The 17,012-nt window shown below is 42.1% G+C and carries 17 protein-coding genes and 3 pseudogenes; 15 read left to right on the forward strand and 5 right to left on the reverse strand.

All coding sequences use genetic code 11. The features are described 5' to 3' along the window. Nucleotides 1-41: 41 nt before the first annotated feature. Nucleotides 42-1,076: a hypothetical protein gene (locus ACJMKR_RS05555; RefSeq protein WP_423064139.1), complete on the reverse strand. Its 1,035-nt coding sequence runs from the start codon at nucleotides 1,074-1,076 to the stop codon at nucleotides 42-44. A 324-nt stretch (nucleotides 1,077-1,400) separates the two neighbouring features. Between ACJMKR_RS05555 and ACJMKR_RS05560 the strand changes: the two genes are divergently transcribed. The 3 genes and pseudogenes from ACJMKR_RS05560 to ACJMKR_RS05570 all read left to right on the forward strand — a co-directional run bounded on the left by ACJMKR_RS05560 (nucleotide 1,401) and on the right by ACJMKR_RS05570 (nucleotide 3,949). Continuing rightward, on the forward strand, nucleotides 1,401-1,508 hold the full coding sequence (locus tag ACJMKR_RS05560; protein WP_423064195.1) for a hypothetical protein: 108 nt from the start codon (nucleotides 1,401-1,403) through the stop codon (nucleotides 1,506-1,508). 67 nt (nucleotides 1,509-1,575) lie between these two features. After that, nucleotides 1,576-2,632 (forward strand): annotated as a pseudogene (locus ACJMKR_RS05565) (IS481 family transposase). Between the two features lie 111 nt (nucleotides 2,633-2,743). Then, on the forward strand, nucleotides 2,744-3,949 hold the full coding sequence (locus tag ACJMKR_RS05570; protein WP_423064140.1) for an MFS transporter: 1,206 nt from the start codon (nucleotides 2,744-2,746) through the stop codon (nucleotides 3,947-3,949). On the opposite strand, the gene glpK is transcribed toward ACJMKR_RS05570, so the two are convergent. Next, complete coding sequence (gene glpK, locus ACJMKR_RS05575; protein ID WP_423064141.1) at nucleotides 3,930-5,426, reverse strand: glycerol kinase GlpK; 1,497 nt, start codon at nucleotides 5,424-5,426, stop codon at nucleotides 3,930-3,932. The genes ACJMKR_RS05570 and glpK overlap by 20 nt on opposite strands. A 79-nt stretch (nucleotides 5,427-5,505) precedes the next feature. Here glpK and glpD point away from each other — a divergent pair, with 79 nt between their 5' ends. The 11 genes and pseudogenes from glpD to ACJMKR_RS05630 form a co-directional block, all read left to right on the forward strand. Further along, nucleotides 5,506-7,002: a glycerol-3-phosphate dehydrogenase gene (gene glpD / locus ACJMKR_RS05580; protein ID WP_423064142.1), complete on the forward strand. Its 1,497-nt coding sequence runs from the start codon at nucleotides 5,506-5,508 to the stop codon at nucleotides 7,000-7,002. Further along, a complete protein-coding gene (locus ACJMKR_RS05585) occupies nucleotides 6,995-7,726 on the forward strand; it encodes an MIP/aquaporin family protein (protein WP_423064143.1) in 732 nt (243 codons plus the stop codon). Before glpD ends, ACJMKR_RS05585 begins: the two co-directional genes overlap by 8 nt. A 14-nt stretch (nucleotides 7,727-7,740) precedes the next feature. Beyond that, on the forward strand, nucleotides 7,741-8,361 hold the full coding sequence (locus ACJMKR_RS05590) for a LysE family translocator (protein WP_423064144.1): 621 nt from the start codon (nucleotides 7,741-7,743) through the stop codon (nucleotides 8,359-8,361). 5 nt (nucleotides 8,362-8,366) lie between these two features. Then, the gene (locus ACJMKR_RS05595; protein WP_423064145.1) at nucleotides 8,367-9,011 is read left to right on the forward strand and encodes a DNA-3-methyladenine glycosylase; all 645 of its coding nucleotides are present in this window, start codon (nucleotides 8,367-8,369) and stop codon (nucleotides 9,009-9,011) included. Between the two features lie 72 nt (nucleotides 9,012-9,083). Next, entirely contained in the window at nucleotides 9,084-9,314 is a 231-nt protein-coding gene (locus ACJMKR_RS05600; RefSeq protein ID WP_423064146.1) for a hypothetical protein, read from the forward strand. After that, the gene (gene pdxH / locus ACJMKR_RS05605) at nucleotides 9,293-9,889 is read left to right on the forward strand and encodes a pyridoxamine 5'-phosphate oxidase (protein ID WP_423064147.1); all 597 of its coding nucleotides are present in this window, start codon (nucleotides 9,293-9,295) and stop codon (nucleotides 9,887-9,889) included. The genes ACJMKR_RS05600 and pdxH overlap by 22 nt, the downstream gene beginning before the upstream one ends. Before the next feature lie 92 nt (nucleotides 9,890-9,981). After that, complete coding sequence (locus tag ACJMKR_RS05610) at nucleotides 9,982-10,365, forward strand: aldehyde dehydrogenase family protein (protein WP_423064148.1); 384 nt, start codon at nucleotides 9,982-9,984, stop codon at nucleotides 10,363-10,365. Nucleotides 10,366-10,510: 145 nt separating this feature from the next. Further along, nucleotides 10,511-10,654 carry a hypothetical protein gene (locus tag ACJMKR_RS05615; protein ID WP_423064149.1) on the forward strand — a complete coding sequence of 48 codons (144 nt, stop codon included), beginning with the start codon at nucleotides 10,511-10,513 and terminating at the stop codon, nucleotides 10,652-10,654. Further along, a complete protein-coding gene (gene mmsA, locus ACJMKR_RS05620) occupies nucleotides 10,588-11,730 on the forward strand; it encodes a CoA-acylating methylmalonate-semialdehyde dehydrogenase (protein WP_423064196.1) in 1,143 nt (380 codons plus the stop codon). The genes ACJMKR_RS05615 and mmsA overlap by 67 nt, the downstream gene beginning before the upstream one ends. 24 nt (nucleotides 11,731-11,754) lie before the next feature. Then, the gene (locus ACJMKR_RS05625) at nucleotides 11,755-12,408 is read left to right on the forward strand and encodes an NAD(P)-dependent oxidoreductase (protein WP_423064150.1); all 654 of its coding nucleotides are present in this window, start codon (nucleotides 11,755-11,757) and stop codon (nucleotides 12,406-12,408) included. A 72-nt stretch (nucleotides 12,409-12,480) separates the two neighbouring features. Beyond that, a pseudogene (locus tag ACJMKR_RS05630) lies at nucleotides 12,481-12,903 on the forward strand (helix-turn-helix domain-containing protein); the annotation flags it as partial. A 186-nt stretch (nucleotides 12,904-13,089) separates the two neighbouring features. On the opposite strand, the pseudogene ACJMKR_RS05635 reads toward ACJMKR_RS05630, so the two are convergent. From ACJMKR_RS05635 to ACJMKR_RS05645, 3 genes and pseudogenes are all read right to left on the reverse strand, one after another. Then, nucleotides 13,090-13,698 (reverse strand): annotated as a pseudogene (locus tag ACJMKR_RS05635) (IS256 family transposase); the annotation flags it as partial. 194 nt (nucleotides 13,699-13,892) lie between these two features. Continuing rightward, nucleotides 13,893-14,603, reverse strand: coding sequence for an IS256 family transposase (locus ACJMKR_RS05640; RefSeq protein ID WP_423064151.1), 711 nt, complete (start codon nucleotides 14,601-14,603; stop codon nucleotides 13,893-13,895). A 62-nt stretch (nucleotides 14,604-14,665) separates the two neighbouring features. Next, nucleotides 14,666-15,714 (reverse strand): IS3 family transposase gene (locus ACJMKR_RS05645; protein WP_423063820.1). Its coding sequence is split into 2 segments (ribosomal slippage): nucleotides 14,666-15,462 and nucleotides 15,462-15,714, totalling 1,050 coding nucleotides; the frame shifts between segments, so codons are not numbered across the junction. A gap of 319 nt (nucleotides 15,715-16,033) precedes the next feature. Here ACJMKR_RS05645 and ACJMKR_RS05650 point away from each other — a divergent pair. Then, entirely contained in the window at nucleotides 16,034-16,849 is an 816-nt protein-coding gene (locus tag ACJMKR_RS05650; RefSeq protein WP_423064152.1) for an IS3 family transposase, read from the forward strand. The last annotated feature ends 163 nt before the right edge of the window (nucleotides 16,850-17,012 follow it).

The following is a 17,012-nucleotide window of genomic DNA, read 5'->3' on the forward strand; positions in this document are numbered from 1 at the left end:
AAATGACCTAATTTTTTTCATCCCTGGTATTTGCATTTTGCTTATGAGCGTGTCATTGCAGATGCAATGTGACGCCCACCGTGTTGTTGATGTTCAACAGCCCCTGTAGCTCCTTCAACCAGAATAGCTAAAGGCATTGCAATTTTTCCCCAGTAGTTTGTTTTTTTCCAAAAATAGATAGTACTTAAGGTAGCTGAAGATGCATGTGCTAGACCTGAGAAGATACCTGACATGCCAGTCGTGCAACGAACACATGATGATCGTTGTCGCCAATCGTGATAGGCATTGGGTAGCGCAGCAACATGATCGAGGTGTGCAATGGCTCGGCTTCCGGCTAAACCAATAATACTCAGAATTTTTATCCAATCTTGTTGTATTTCTTCGGATAATAAAAAAGCTTCTGTTAGGTGTGTCCCACAAAAAATGATGAAAACACATGCTCTGATACCATGCGTTTGTAAAAAGGTAACGGGTTCATTGCTACCGGTAACTCTTGCCGTAAATTCTTCATGTCCACCCCAAATATTTCGGAGTGTGTGTGCAACTGGAATAACCAAAAAACGGCTCCCCATGAATACGGTTGGTATAATTGCTAGTAATTTTTGTGTTAACGTTTCTGGTGGTATTCTGAGCGATTGCATTAAAGAGAGAGCTTCTGTGAAAAAGCTGTAGCAAGCTGCTACAAGTAATGGTGAAACAGCAAGGGTGGTAGCGGTTTTAGCGGTTTTACCTAAGAACTGTTTTGTACAGCAACGAATTTGCCCTTCATTGCCTGCAACTTGTTGTATTATTTCAGATGAGTCCTGTTCTTCAGTAGTAGGTGCTACTAAAAGATTGGAAAGGCTTTCTTCTTCATTATGATGGTTATGATCATGGCCTCCCATATGATCGATAACTTCAAAAAATTCATTAAATCCGATAAAAATTGCAAATACAAGCATCATTGCTTTGACGTTGGTATCTAGATTAAAGTTAAATTTTTCCTCTGGTGGGGCTTCAACTGCTGAGTTGTAGAAAATTAATGTTGAAGTGATTGCGACAAAAAGGCCAAAAAAAGAGGTAACAGTTTTTCGCATGGTTTTTCATCCTTTCTTAAAATTGAACCCCAGAAATAATAATGATTCCTATTCTTGTTTACAATGTTTTGATTAACTAAAGCTGTGGATCAGTGATAAAATGCCATGAAATTATTAACGAAAACTTAAATAACTTAGGACTAGGGCCATAACATAATTAAAATTACCTATTTTTTATTAGTATTCTTTATCGCTATGTATTCGAATATTGCTGGCGCTGACTTAATGAAACCAGTTGCGACGGTACAGGTGTGTTTTACACCATATCAAAATTGCACGAAAAAAATAGTCAGATTAATTAATCATGCGAAGCAGAGTATTTTTATGCAGGCCTATTCGTTTACATCACATCCGATCGCAAAGGCGTTGGTAAGGGCAAAAAATCGCGGTGTTGATGTGAAAATTATTTGTAAACCTTCAGACTTGATCTGACACTCCTGGTCAGTTAGAGTAAAATTTAATTGACCAACCTTAAACAACCAACACGAGGAGTGTCATTATGACCAGTGTATCCGAAAAGATTATCAAACCCAAATTAGGTTTACTAGAGCTGTCTAAACAATTGGGAAATGTTTCACAAGCCTGCAAGGTTATGGGTTATTCACGCGACAGTTTTTACCGTTTCAAAACACTTTATGAAAATGGTGGCGAAGAAGCACTCCATGATATGAGTAAGAAGAAACCGAATGAAAAAAATAGAGTGCCGTTACATGTAGAAGAAGCGGTAATTGCTTTGGCTATTGAAAACCCAGCGTTAGGTCAGGCACGTGCGGCCAATGAATTACTGGCGCGAGGCATTATCGTATCGAGCAGCGGAGTTCGTTCGGTGTGGCTACGTAATGATCTAGAGACTTTTAAGAAGCGACTAAAAGCGCTTGAAGCGAAATCGGCGCAAGACGGTATGTTATTAACGGAAGAACAATGACAAGCATTAGAAAAATCAAAACGAGAAAAAGAAGCGCACGGCGAGATTGAAACAGAACACCCAGGTTATTTAGGTTCTCAGGATACGTATTATGTTGGCACGATGAAGGGCGTTGGCCGTATTTATGAGCAGACTTTTGTCGATACCTATAGCAGAATCGCTTTTGCGAAGTTATACACGGAGAAAACAGCGATGACGGCAGCTCATTTATTAAATGAACGTGTATTGCCATGGTTTAATGAGCAAGGTATCCGATTGCTGCGTATGCTCACGGATCGCGGGACGGAATATTGTGGAAAAATTGAGAACCACGCCTATCAACTTTATTTAGCAGTTGAAGACATTGACCATTCGAAAACACGCGCACGTTCTCCGCAGACCAATGGTATTTGTGAACGTTTTCATAAAACGATTAAACAAGAATTTTATGTGGATCAAAACATATAATGAGGTCAGGCCCCATTCCGGCGAGCGTTGTTATGGAAAAACACCCATGCAAACTTTTCTTGATGCAAAGCATTTGGCACAAGAAAAAGAATTAGATAAACTATGTAAAACTATTCCAAGCGTGTCGCCAGATGAATTGAATAAGGCGCACAGTAATCACGACACGCAACTGGTAGAGGAGTAATTAGAATCCGATCTATCGGACAGAAAATATGTCCGATAAATCTCAACTGTCAGATCAAGTCGAGAGTTCTACACTTTATTTTTTCTTTATGAATTTTTCTTGCGTACTTTTGTGGGTAGTGTTGCCCATGAAATTATTCCCGATTTAAAATTAAACGCTGAAACATTTGCAATCATCGGCTCAGCTTATTACATCGCCTATGCGCTGATGCAAGTGCCTGTCGGCATCTTGGTGGATAAATTTGGCGTTAAACGCATCATGATTTTTGCAACCTTACTTTGTGCGGGTGCAACTTTTTGGTTTTCGTATTCAAATAGCTTTAGCACAGCACTAATTAGCCGCTTATTAATGGGTTTTGGCTCTTCATTTGCATTCGTTTGTTTATTAGTTATTGCCGTCACTTGGTTTCCACGGAAAAACTTTGGATTTTTTGCAGGAGCCTCTCAATGCATCGGAACGATGGGTCCGCTATTGGCAGGTGGCCCACTAATTGCGCTGATGACGGCAACGCATGAAAGTTGGCGAACTGCTTTGATGGAGATCGGTAGCTTCGGTATTGTTTTAACGGTGTTAATCATTTTTATCGTGCGAAATAAACCTCGTGGTGGTGAGCAAACGCTAATTTATTTAAAACAAGCCGAGCCTTTGAAAGATCGATTATTGCGATTAGTTAAAAACAAGCAAGCCTGGTTTGTGGCTTTTTATTCAGCAACCGTTTATGTATCGATTTCACTGCTGGGCGCGATTTGGGGTACTGAATATTTACAAGCACGTGGCTTAACACAAGGTGGGGCAGCGGATATGGTTTCGCTTGCTTGGTTGGGCTATGCGATAGGGTGTCCGCTGTTGGGTGCATTATCCGATATTGCAAAACGTCGAAAACCCACATTGATATTTTGTTCGCTTATCGCTCTTATAAGCACAGCGGGTATTACTTATTTACCACTAAATCATGCGCATTGGATTTACAGTATATTATTTTTCTGTCTCGGTATTGCCGCTTCAGGTCAAAATGTCGGTTTTGCTGCTATTTCAGAACACGTGGATTTAAGTACTCGAGCGACGGGGCTAGGTTTGAATAACGGAACCATCATTATATTTGGAGCCATTATTCCACCGATTGCGAGTTATTTTATTTATTTATCAGCGGGGGCGGCAACCGATATCACTAATCTCAAGCCTGACAATTTTATTATTGGATTTAGCATGATGCCACTCCTGTCTTTAATTTCTTTGATTATTTCATCATTTTTTATAAAAGAAACGTATTGCAAACCGCAAAAAGAGGCAATCAAGCTCAAGGTTGAGGCGAATTAAGTACGCGTTTTACGGCAGTTTCCCAGCCCTCATATAAATGTTTGCGGCGTTGATAACCCATTTGTGGCCTAAAATCTCGATCCATTTTCCATAATGTAGAGATATCTTCTAGCGATTGATAAATACCCACACCTAAACCAGCGATATAAGCAGCACCTAATGCTGTGGTTTCTGTGATGCAAGGTCGTGACACCTCAACGGATAAAATATCTGATAAAAATTGTAATAGCCAGTTGTTGGTCACCATGCCGCCATCGACTCGTAATGTTTCGAACTCGCCAGAGCCGTCTTGCAACATACACTGCATTAAATCGAGTGTTTGATAACATATTGATTCTAACGCAGCCCGCACGATATGTTCGACGCATGTATCACGCGTTAATCCAAATAAAGCGCCTCGTGCATCAGAATCCCAATAGGGTGCACCCAAGCCTGTAAAAGCGGGCACCAAGTAAACTCCGCCTGTATCCTCAATGGATTCAGCAAACCGCTCTGTTTCATGGGCAGATTGAATAAGCTTTAGTTGATCGCGTAACCATTTGATGATGGAACCTGCTGCAAAAATACTGCCTTCCAGACCATAGGTCACCTTGCCATCAATTTGATAAGCGATAGTTGATAATAATTTATTTTTTGAACGAATGACTTTTTCGCCTGTATTTAATAATAGAAAAGCGCCAGTTCCATAAGTGCTTTTGACCATGCCGGGTTGGAAGCAGGCTTGCCCAATGGTTGCGGCCTGTTGATCGCCGATCATGCCGGTAATGGGAATAGGACTTCCAAATAGGTTCGCAGTTGTCTCACCAAATTTTGAACAGTTTTCATACACTTCCGGTAACAGCGACTTAGGAATATCGAACAACGCCAACAACTCGTCATCCCATTTAAGCGTATGAATATTGAAAAGCATGGTGCGTGAGGCATTCGTGACATCGGTTGCATGGACGTGGCCGCCGGTTAATTTCCATAATAAAAAAGTATCGATGGTCCCAAAGGCAATTTCGCCTCGCTCAGCAAGCTCACGTGTTCCTGTAACATTATCCAATAACCATTTGATTTTAGTGGAGGAAAAATAAGGATCGAGTAACAGCCCCGTTTTATCAGCAATCATTTCAGGGATGCCAGTTCGTGTGCGTAAATTTGCACAGATTTTTGCAGTACGGCGATCTTGCCATACGATGGCACGTCGAACGATTTGTCCCGTTCTACGATTCCACAGCACGGTAGTTTCGCGTTGATTTGAAATGCCGATAGTCGCGACATTCTGAGCGCTAAGGTTCGCTTTTTTCAGTGCTTGCCGACAACATGTCAGCGTAGTTTGCCAAATTTCCTCGGCGTCGTGAGCAACCCATCCATCGCGTGGGTAATATTGAGTGATTTCAATGTGATGCTCGGAAACAAGATGGCCATCTTGATCAAAGACCACCGCACGCGAGCTGGTTGTTCCTTGATCAATGGATAAAATATAATGTGTCACAGAAGATAATTCCTATCAGGTTGCAAGCAGAAGTTCTTACTCTATACTATAAAAATTTATTCACGAAAGCGACAAAGCCATGAACGTTCTAGAATCAGATTTATTAGTTATTGGGGGTGGTATCAACGGAGTCGGCGTAGCTGCGGATGCGGCTGGGCGAGGCTTATCGGTTGTACTCTGTGAAAAAGATGATTTAGCAAATCACACCTCATCTTATAGCAGCAAGTTGATTCACGGTGGTTTGCGATACCTCGAGCAAATTGAAATTAAGTTGGTTCGTGAAGCGCTAAAAGAGCGTGAAATTTTAATGAAAAAAGCGCCTTATATGGTGCGCCCCTTAGAATTCGTGTTGCCTCATGATAAACATCTGCGTCCCGCCTGGATGATTCGTATCGGTTTATTTTTATATGATTATTTAGCGCGTCGTGAGTCGTTAAAAGGCGCGAAAAAATTAAATCTGCGAAAAGTTTTAGAAGGAAAACCATTAAAAGAAAAATTTAAAACTGGATTTCGTTACACGGACTGTCAAACAGACGATGCACGCTTAGTTGTCATCAATGCACTCGATGCGCAATCACACGGCGCCATGATATTAACACGAACAGACTGCCAGTCGGTCACTCGAGAAGCAGGGCATTGGGTAGCAAAGTTATATTGTAAAAATACCAACGAACAAATGACTGTGCACGCAAAGGCATTAGTCAATGCAACAGGGCCATGGGTTTCCGAGTTTTTGCATGATATTGCAAATATTAAAACAACGGCACAAGTGCGATTAATCAAAGGCAGCCATTTTACTGTTCCAAAATTATATAAAGGCCATTATGCGTATATACTGCAAAATCCTGATGGACGTGTTGTTTTTGCCATTCCATTTAAACGTGATTTTACATTGATAGGTACCACTGATGTTCCCTTTGATACAGATCCAAACGTGGTAACCATATCTGAAGCAGAAATAAACTATTTGCTAGATTCCGTCAATTATTATTTTTCAACGCAACTCACCGAACGAGATATCAATTGGAGCTATGCTGGGGTTCGTTCACTCTACGATGATAAGGCTAAAAAAGCATCCCAAATTACGAGAAAATATCATTTAGATGTGAATGAGGAAAACGGTCGCTCGCCGATCATTTCTATTTTTGGTGGAAAAATTACAACGTATCGTTCTTTGTCAGAGCATGTGATGTCCCTATTAAAAAAATATTTTCCCAACATGGGCAAACCGTGGACGGCGCATTCTCCATTGCCAGGAAGTGATTTAAAAGGAGATAACGTGAATCAATTTTTTGAAACATTAAAGCAAGAATATCCTTGGGTGCCGATTGAAATGTTATCGCGTTATGCAGAGAGTTATGGCACGATTACACGCACCATACTAAAAAATGCAAAATCACTTAATGATTTAGGACAATGTTTCGGTGCCGATTTATACGAAGCTGAAGTCGACTATTTAATAAAAAACGAATGGACACAAACCTGCGAAGATTTAATTTGGCGACGCAGCAAATTAGGTTTAGTGTTAACCGATGAAGAAATTAATCGTTTGAAGGAGTACATCGCTAGTGTTTGATTACGCATTGGGAGAATTTTTGGGAACTATGGTGCTTATTTTATTGGGTGATGGTGCCGTTGCAACCGTGTTACTCAAACGCTCAAAAGGTGAGGGCGGTGGTTGGATTGTGATAACGACAGGCTGGTTTGTGGCGGTGGTGATGGCTGTATTCGTAGCACAATCAGCGGGCTCAACTAATGCAGATGTGAATCCCGCAGTCTCTTTATCAAAATATTTATTGCATCTTTATACCTTGCAGCAGTTACTCATTATTTGGCTTGCACAATTGTGTGGTGCATTCGTAGGGGCTGTTCTCGTTTGGATAGCCTATTTTCCACATTGGAGAGAAACTGAAAATCAAACTTATAAATTACTGGTTTTTAGCACTGTGCCTGCGATTCGTTCGTATCCCAGTAATTTGATGACCGAGATCATTGCAAGCGTGATACTGATCGTTGGTGTTGCGGCCGTATTTGGACAGGCAACGCTAGGACACCCCATTTTGGGCATTGGACCTTATTTAGTGGGTGTTATTGTATGGGGCATTGGTTTATCGTTGGGCGGCCCTACTGGTTATGCAATTAATCCAGCGCGCGATTTAGGGCCGAGAATTGCCCATGCAATTTTACCGATCGCCGGTAAAGGAAAATCGGATTGGGGCTATGCTTGGGTGCCGATTGCAGGACCCCTTATTGGGAGCGTTATCGGGGCAATATTATGGAAATTAATATTTGAAAATTAAATTTAAGAGCCTCTATGTTTCATGAAATAATATTCGGCCTATTGCTAGGATGGGGAGCGGCGATTCCCATCGGTCCTATCAATCTAGAAGTAATTCGACGTAATTTACAGTTTGGTAGCCGATTTGGTATTAGCTTCGGTTTGGGTGCATGTAGTGCCGATATGACTTATTTTATTCTGTTGCTCGCGGGCGCACTTGTGCTGTTGCAACATGAATTAGTTCTTCGCATTATCGGCATTATCGGTGCGTTGATACTGTTGTGGTTTGGCATTTCAGCAATACGCTTAAAATCTGCATCGACCGACAGAGAAAATATTAAGAAAAAAAAAGATCCAAAAGCCTGGCATCATTATTTTCAGGCTTATTTTATGACACTATTGAATCCCATAACAATATTATTTTGGGCTTCGGTTAGCTCCCAAATTGCTTCACTTTCTCATCATGGTATTGTATCGGCCATTTATGTTGGCATTGGCGTGCTACTCGGAACTAGTAGCTGGATCCTTGCTTTGAATACAGCCCTGCATTTTACTCGCCATAGAATATCCGATAAAGTAATGCATTACTTTAATATAGTGGGCGGTATCATATTGATTGGTTTTGCGGCGTTTGGGTTTATCCATGCATTGAGGTAACCTCCATGATAAGTGATCAATTTTTCAATCGTGATCCCGAAACAGTTGCTAAAGATTTACTGGGGAAAGTAATTCGTGTAAAACACAATGATTTATGGCTATCCGCTAGTATTATTGAAACTGAGGCTTATTATTTAACAGATAAAGCCAGTCATGGATCGTTGGGGTATACTGAAAAACGCAAAGCACTATTTATGCCAGCAGGCACGATTTATATGTACTATGCACGCGGGGGTGATTCTTTAAATATAAGTTGTAAGGGAAAAGGCAACGCGCTGTTAATCAAATCAGGCCTGCCCTATACCAATGGTGCTAATCCAGAAGCTATGTTGAAAATGATGCAAACATTAAATCCAAAGAAAAATAAACTCGCTAGTCGTGAACCTGCATTACTATGTGCAGGGCAAACATTACTCTGTAAATCGCTGGGTTTGCGTGTTAAAGAGTGGGATCAGAAAAACTTTGACTCCGATAAATTTTTTATTGAAAAAATAGGGTATGCGCCAAGTAAAATCATTCAAACTCGCCGGCTAGGGATTCCAGAAGGGCGCGATGAGCATTTACCGTATCGATTTCAAGCGTGTCGCGATGCTCGTGATAGATTATTGCCATCCCTGTCAATAATCGACTCGCAATACGCGACAACTTAAATAGCCGCGGACGTCCTCGTCGCCCGCGCTCCGCGACCTCACGGCTCGACTACGCACGGGCTCTCAAATGACTTGACGGCTCGTAAAGATTTTTTGCAGTCGCTTACGCTCGGCAAAAAATCCGAGCCTACCGCGGAATACGCGCCTTCGCTTCGCTCTCCATGGCGCGCATCGATTGATTATGATAGAGCACAGTTTTGTACGGATAATCCATTTCGAAAAAGAAAATGGCAAGAAAATATTGATTATTTTATTTTGAATAAAAAAAATGGGGGATCTAAATGCACAAAGAAGACTTATTAAGTGATCCATTAAAACAGTTTGAACACTGGTATGAAGAAGCTAGAAAATCGGGTGAAGAATCCCCCGATGCTATGACGCTCGCAACAGCAAATGCGAAAGGATGTCCTTCAGCTCGAGTTGTGCTGTACAAAGGGATCGACAAGGAAGGGTTTTTAATCTTTACTAATTATAATAGTCGTAAATCTAAAGAACTGTTAGAAAACCCTCACGCTGCGCTCGTCTTTTATTGGCCAAAATTATATCGGCAGGTGCGAATAGAAGGTAAAGTTAAAAAAATCACAAAAGCAGAGTCACAGCATTATTTTAATACTCGTCCCTATGAAAGCAAAATTAGCGCTTGGGTTTCAGAGCAAAGTCAGGAAATTCCCAGTCGGGAATATTTATTAGAACGTCACATTGAAGGACAACAAAAATTTGCAGAAGGTGAAGAGGTGACGTGCCCTGATTTTTGGGGTGGGTTTCGCTTGGTTCCAGACCGAATGGAATTTTGGCTTGGTGCTGAACATCGTTTACATGATAGATTTTGCTATGAAAAAGTAGGAGAGCAGTGGAAAATTAAACGTCTAGCACCTTGAGACACCTCATTTCTTGAGCGAAGTGTTGCAAAAGTGATAGAATAATCTCGCCAATGAATTTCGAGTAGTGCCTTCATCCTAACGGAGGGGAAATGACTAAAACCATCGGGCATTTTATCAATGGTAAATTCGGTGTCGATAAAAATGATCGCACGCACGATATTTATAATCCCGCAACGGGTAAGGTGACCGCAGAAGTTGCTTTTGCCAATCCCCAAGAAGTCGAGGCGGCAATCGAGGCTGCTAAAAAAGCATTTCCTGCTTGGTCCGCAGTGACACCCCTTAAGCGGGCACGCCTTATTTTTAAATATAAAATACTCTTGGAAAAAAATATCGACAAATTGGCAGAGCTACTCTCTGCTGAACACGGTAAAGTTCTTGATGATGCAAAGGGTGAAGTGCTACGCGCTATTGAATTAGTAGAATTTATGTGTGGCATACCCTATTTATTAACAAGCGTGTCGCGATGCTCGTGATAGATTATTGCCATCCCTGTCAATAATCGACTCGCAATACGCGACAACTTAAATAACCGCGGACGTCCTCCTCACCCGCGCTCCGCGACCTCACGGCTCGACTACGCACGGGCTCTCAACTGACTCGACGCCTCGTAAAGATTTTTTGCAGTCGCTTACGCTCGGCAAAAAATCCCAGCCTGCCGCGGAATACGCGCCTTCGCTTCGCTCTCCATGGCGCGCATCGAAGGTTCTTACTCTGAAAACGTCGGTACTCAAGTTGATTGCTATACTATTCGACAGCCGTTAGGTGTTTGTGTTGGCATCACGCCATTCAATTTCCCCGTGATGATTGGCAATTGGATGCTGGTCCCAGCGATTGCGTGTGGTAACACATTTATATTAAAACCATCAGAAAAAGATCCATCGTCTGCTATGTTGTTAGCCGAATTAATACAAGAAGCAGGATTGCCCGATGGGGTTCTTAACGTCATTAACGGTAATAAAGAAGTCGTTGATATTTTGATTACACATCCAGATGTTGCTGCTGTGAGTTGTGTCGGCTCCACACCGGTCGCCGAACACATTTATAAAACCGCTATCGCACATGGAAAACGATCACACACATTTGGTGGTGCTAAAAATCATTGTCTCATCATGCCGGATGCAGACATCGATGAGGCTGCGGAAGCTATATTGGGTGCTGCCTACGGTGCTGCCGGCGAACGCTGTATGGCGATTTCGGTAGCCGTTGCCATTACTGATCAAGTAGGTGATGCATTAGTGACACGATTAAAAGAAAAAATCCCCCATTTAAAAATTGCGCCAGGCACAACATCGGGTGCAGAGATGGGCCCGCTAGTGACGGAACAACATCTCGAGCATGTCAAATCTTATATTGATATCGGCGTGAAAGAAGGTGCAGAGTTGGTTGTGGATGGTCGTGATTTCAAAATGCCTGGACATAAAGATGGCTTTTTCATGGGTGCCTGTTTATTCGATAAAGTTAAACCAGAGATGCGAATTTATAAAGATGAAATCTTTGGTCCTGTGCTATCCATCGTTCGTGTGCCAGACCTTGATAGCGCTATAAATTTAGTAAATGCCAATGAATACGGCAACGGTGTTGCTATTTTTACACGGGATGGTGAAGCAGCGCATAAATTCGCACATAAAGTGACGGTAGGAATGGTGGGTATTAATGTACCGATTCCTGTTCCTGTGGCGTATCATGCATTTGGCGGTTGGAAACGTTCTTTATTCGGAGACACACATATGCATGGCTCTGAAAGCGTGCATTTTTACACAAAATCAAAAACAATTACGTCGCGTTGGCCCAAAACAAATCGAAAGGGCACGGGTTATCATATGCCAACCAACGAATAACGTTGTCTCCAAGAGGAGAATTTTATGACAACAATCGGTTTTATTGGATTAGGCCATATGGGTAATCCGATGGTTAAAAATCTACTTAAAAATAAGTACCACGTTAAAGTTTTTGATCTCAATCAAGAGGCAATGCAAGCCTTAGTCCAAGAAGGTGCTGTTGTTGCCGAATCACTCGCTGACATTGCTAATGATTCTGATGTGGTCATTACCATGCTGCAAAAAGGGAATCAAGTTGCACAATGTTGTTTGGGTGATGAAGGTGTGTTTGCACACTTAAACAAGCCAGATGCATTATTTATTGATAGCTCCTCGATTGATGTTATGGAATCTAGAAAAATACACGAACAGGCAAAATCACAAAACATCGCAATGGTGGATGCACCTGTATCCGGTGGTGTGGCTGCAGCCACGGCAGCAACGTTAACTTTTATGGTGGGCGGAGAAACTCATCATTTTGAAAAAGCAAAGTCTATTTTAAATGTAATGGGTAAAAATATTATTCACGCAGGTCGTGATGGAAATGGTGCCGCTGCAAAAATTTGTAATAATATGCTTCTAGGCATTTCCATGATTGGTGTTAGTGAAGCTTTCGTTTTAGCTGAAAAATTAGGGCTGGATGCAAAAAAATTATATGATATTAGCAGTAAAGCATCGGGTGTAAACCTTCAGACTTGATCTGACACTCCTGGTCAGTTAGAGTAAAATTTAATTGACCAACCTTAAACAACCAACACGAGGAGTGTCATTATGACCAGTGTATCCGAAAAGATTATCAAACCCAAATTAGGTTTACTAGAGCTGTCTAAACAATTGGGAAATGTTTCACAAGCCTGCAAGGTTATGGGTTATTCACGCGACAGTTTTTACCGTTTCAAAACACTTTATGAAAATGGTGGCGAAGAAGCACTCCATGATATGAGTAAGAAGAAACCGAATGAAAAAAATAGAGTGCCGTTACATGTAGAAGAAGCGGTAATTGCTTTGGCTATTGAAAACCCAGCGTTAGGTCAGGCACGTGCGGCCAATGAATTACTGGCGCGAGGCATTATCGTATCGAGCAGCGGAGTTCGTTCGGTGTAGCTACGTAATGATCTAGAGACTTTTAAGAAGCGACTAAAAGCGCTTGAAGCGAAATCGGCGCAAGACGGTATGTTATTAACGGAAGAACAATGACAAGCATTAGAAAAATCAAAACGAGAAAAAGAAGCGCACGGCGAGATTGAAGGGACTGTTTATTAGTTTGTGTAAATCGCGTCAGTCAGAATTATGAATCAGCCATTGTGTTAACTGATTTTTTAATTTTATCAAAAACTACATTGCGTTCAAATTAATTTCCTCTCTTATGAATTTTAAGTTTTATACAAAATCCGCCAGGCGATCTTCAAACATAAGGGCAAAACGATTCATGGCGGCACCCCAGTCTCGAATCGGCATGGTCCATTTTTTGGCTATATTTTTTAACCCTAAATAGAGTTGTTTTAAAGCGGCATCGTCCGACGGAAAAACTCGTTTATTTTTAATAACTTTTCGGATACTCATGTTCAGTGATTCAATAGCGTTAGTGGTATAAATCACCCTCCGAATTTCTGCCGGATAAGCAAAAAATGGCACAATGCGCTCCCAATGAGTCAACCAACTTTTGGCAATCGAGGGAAATTCAGCATCCCATTTCTCAGAGAAACTCGTCAGCGCCAATTCTGCTTCTTCAACCGTACTGGCCGAATAAATAGCTTTTAAGTCAGCGGCCACTTCTTTTTTCTTTTTCCAACCCACATAGCGCAATGAATTCCGCACCATGTGTACAATGCAAAGCTGTACTTGAGTGTTAGGATACACAGCGCCAATCGCATCAGGAAAGCCCGTTAGCCCGTCAACGCAACAAATCAGGATATCTTCTAGGCCTCGATTTTTTAACTCCGTTAATACATTCAACCAGAATTTAGCGCCCTCATTCGATGCGAGCCATGGAGAGGCGAAGCCGATGGCGAGTATTCCGCGGCAGCCGCCGATTTTTGACAGAGCGGAGTGCCGAAGGAACGGAGTTCCGTAGGCAGCGTAGCGAGTGGCAAAAATCTGTAGGCGGCGTCGAGTCATCTGGAGACAGTGCGCAGTCGGCCGCGAGGTCGCGGAGCGCTGTCGACGGGGACGTCCGCGGCTATTTAGGTTGTCGCGTATTGCGAGTCGATTATTGACAGGGATGCCAATAATCTATCACGAGCATCGCGACACACTTCTTGGCTAATCCAAATACCTAGCAATTCTTTTTGCCCATCGATATTAATTCCTAAAGCCAAATACAATGCCTTATTGATAACCTTTTTATCTTGCTGCACTTTAATCACTAAAGCGTCCAAATACACAATCGGATACACCTTGTCCAACGGACGACTTTGCCAAGCCTTCACTTCTTCAATCACTTCGTTGGTTACTGTAGAAATGAGACTCGAACAAATAGTTGTGCCATACAAATCTTTCAACTGATCTTGAATATCACGGGTAGTCATACCCCGTGCATAAAGACTCATAATTTTGTCATCCAAATCATCAAAGCGGGTTTGATGTTTTGGAATCAATTGCGGTACAAACTCATTGTTACGATCACGAGGAACCTCAATGGTCATCTCGCCATCTGTTGTTTTGATCGTTTTTTGGCTGTGCCCATTGCGGGAATTACCACTATTGTGGCCAGACACTTCGTGTTTTGCATAACCCAGCGCGTCCGTCAGCTCCCCTTCCAGAATACGCTCCGTCAGTGCCTTTTTTAACTCCTTTAACAAACCAGTATCACCGAAAATATCAGATGCGGTCTTGGTATGTTTGAGAAAATATTCCACAACCTGTGGATCTAATTTATTGGTTTTCATTGCCATAGTCAAAGACTCCGTATAATTTTAACGACCTTTCCCTGACTATCGCATTTACACAATCTTATTTACAGACCCCGATTAGGTCTTTCGTTATTATAATGCCAGAGCCAACGGGTGGCTTTTTGTTGAACCTCCTCTATCGTTGTAAAAATATCTTGGTTAAGCCAGTCATATCGCACTGTTCTATTAAAACGTTCAATGTACGCATTTTGTTGGGGTTTTCCAGGCTGAATATAAAAAAGCTCAATACCTTTCTTTTCTGCCCATTCCATTAGCTTACCGCTAATGTATTCAGGTCCATTATCGCAGCGCAGCGCAATCGGTTTGCCTCGCCACTCAATGATTTGATTAAGGGCTCGTATCACGCGATCAGCTGGAAGCGATAAGTCAACATCAATCCCAAGCCCTTCTCGATTGTAGTCATCAATAACATTAAACAAGCGGTAGGATCTTTGGTCGCCCAGTTGATCATGCATAAAGTCCATAGACCATACTTGGTTTACTGAGTCTGGAGTGCATAGCGCTTCTGGTTTACGTCGCATGAAGCGTTTTTTAGACTTTATTCTTAGATTTAACGCTAGTTCTCGATAAATGCGGTAAACACGTTTGTGGTTCCAGGCAAAGCCTTTGACGTTACGTAAGTATAAAAAGCAAAGTCCAAAACCCCAGTTAAGCCATGTGCTCGTTAGCCGAATAAGCCAGTCTGCAATCACTGTATTTTCATCCGATACTAGCGGCTCATAACGATAGCATGTTTCACTAATAGCAAATGCCTTGCAAGCAACTCGGATGCTTACTTTCTTATTCTTAACGCAATTCCTTGCCATCTCTCTGCGCTGAGATGGCTTTACCACTTTTTTTGCATAGCCTCCTGAATGATCTCGGCTTTTAAGCGTTCTTCAGCATACATTTTTTTCAGGCGACGATTTTCCTCTTCAAGCTCCTTTAAGCGCGTCATCATGGATGCATCCATCCCACCATACTTGGCTCGCCACTTATAGAACGTGGCATTGCTTATACCATGCTCTCGGCACAGATCGGGAACGGGTGTTCCACCTTCAGCTTGCTTCAGTATCGAAATGATTTGGCTGTCTGGGTACTTCGATTTTTTCATCTTGAATCTCCTCTGTTTAGTTTACGAGAAAATTCTACTTTTAAGTACCTCTAATTTGTGGGGGGATTACCGAATTAACTTGCTATGTGATGTACTGGGTGTCAGTCGTAGTGGTTATTATGACTGGCTATCGCGACCTATGAGCCCACGTGAGCAAGCAAACCAACAATTACAAGCGTGTCGCGATGCTCGTGATAGATTATTGCCATCCCTGTCAATAATCGACTCGCAATACGCGACAACTTAAATAGCCGCGGACGTCCTCGTCGCCCGCGCTCCGCGACCTCACGGCTCGACTACGCACGGGCTCTCAAATGACTTGACGGCTCGTAAAGATTTTTTGCAGTCGCTTACGCTCGGCAAAAAATCCGAGCCTACCGCGGAATACGCGCCTTCGCTTCGCTCTCCATGGCGCGCATCGGATGAAAAAATTAAGGTAATTTATATGAGAAACAAACAACGTTACGGTTCACCACGTATAACTCGTGCATTGCAAGCGGAATCGATTTCCTGCAGTCACACGCGTATTGAGCGGCGTATGCGCTCCATGGGCTTAAAAGCACTTGCCAAGCGTAGATTTAAAATAACCACAGACTCGGGTCACAACAAGCCTATTTTTGAGAATATTTTAAAGAGAGATTTCACGACAACGGCGATCAATCAAAAATGGGTGAGTGATCTGACGTACATTCCAACCCGTGAAGGTTGGTTGTATTTAGCGGTGGTTATCGATGTGCATTCACGTTCGGTTATTGGCTCGTCAATGAATAAAAGCATGAAACAAGATTTAGTGTGTGATGCGTTATTGATGGCGTTATTCAAACGAAAATATCCAAAGCAAGTGATTATACACTCTGATCGGGGCAGTCAATATTGTTCGAAAAAATATAGGGAAATCATCAAGCAAAACAAGCTGATTGGTTCAATGAGCAGAAAGACTAATTGTTGGGATAATGCCATTGCAGAAAGTTTTTTCCATACCCTAAAAACGGAACTTGTGCATGTGAATGATTACACAACACGCGCTGAAGCAAGGCAAAGTCTTTTTCAGTATATTGAAGGCTATTACAATCACAGAAGAATGCATTCAGCTATTGACTACAAGACCCCTGTTGCGCTTGAATGTGCTGCGTAAAATCGAAAAAAAATGTGTCCGGTAAAGTGAGGGAAGATCACACAAACCGCTCGCAGAAAAAAATAAACCCATGCGAGTTCTCACAAAAATCGATCTAATGGCTATTAACTATGTGCCAATAGGCTTAGGGCGAGCTAAGCCAACTTAAGCCCCAAGAGCACCC

The organism is Candidiatus Paracoxiella cheracis (assembly GCF_049348705.1).
GTDB classification, from domain to species: domain Bacteria; phylum Pseudomonadota; class Gammaproteobacteria; order Coxiellales; family Coxiellaceae; genus Paracoxiella; species Paracoxiella cheracis.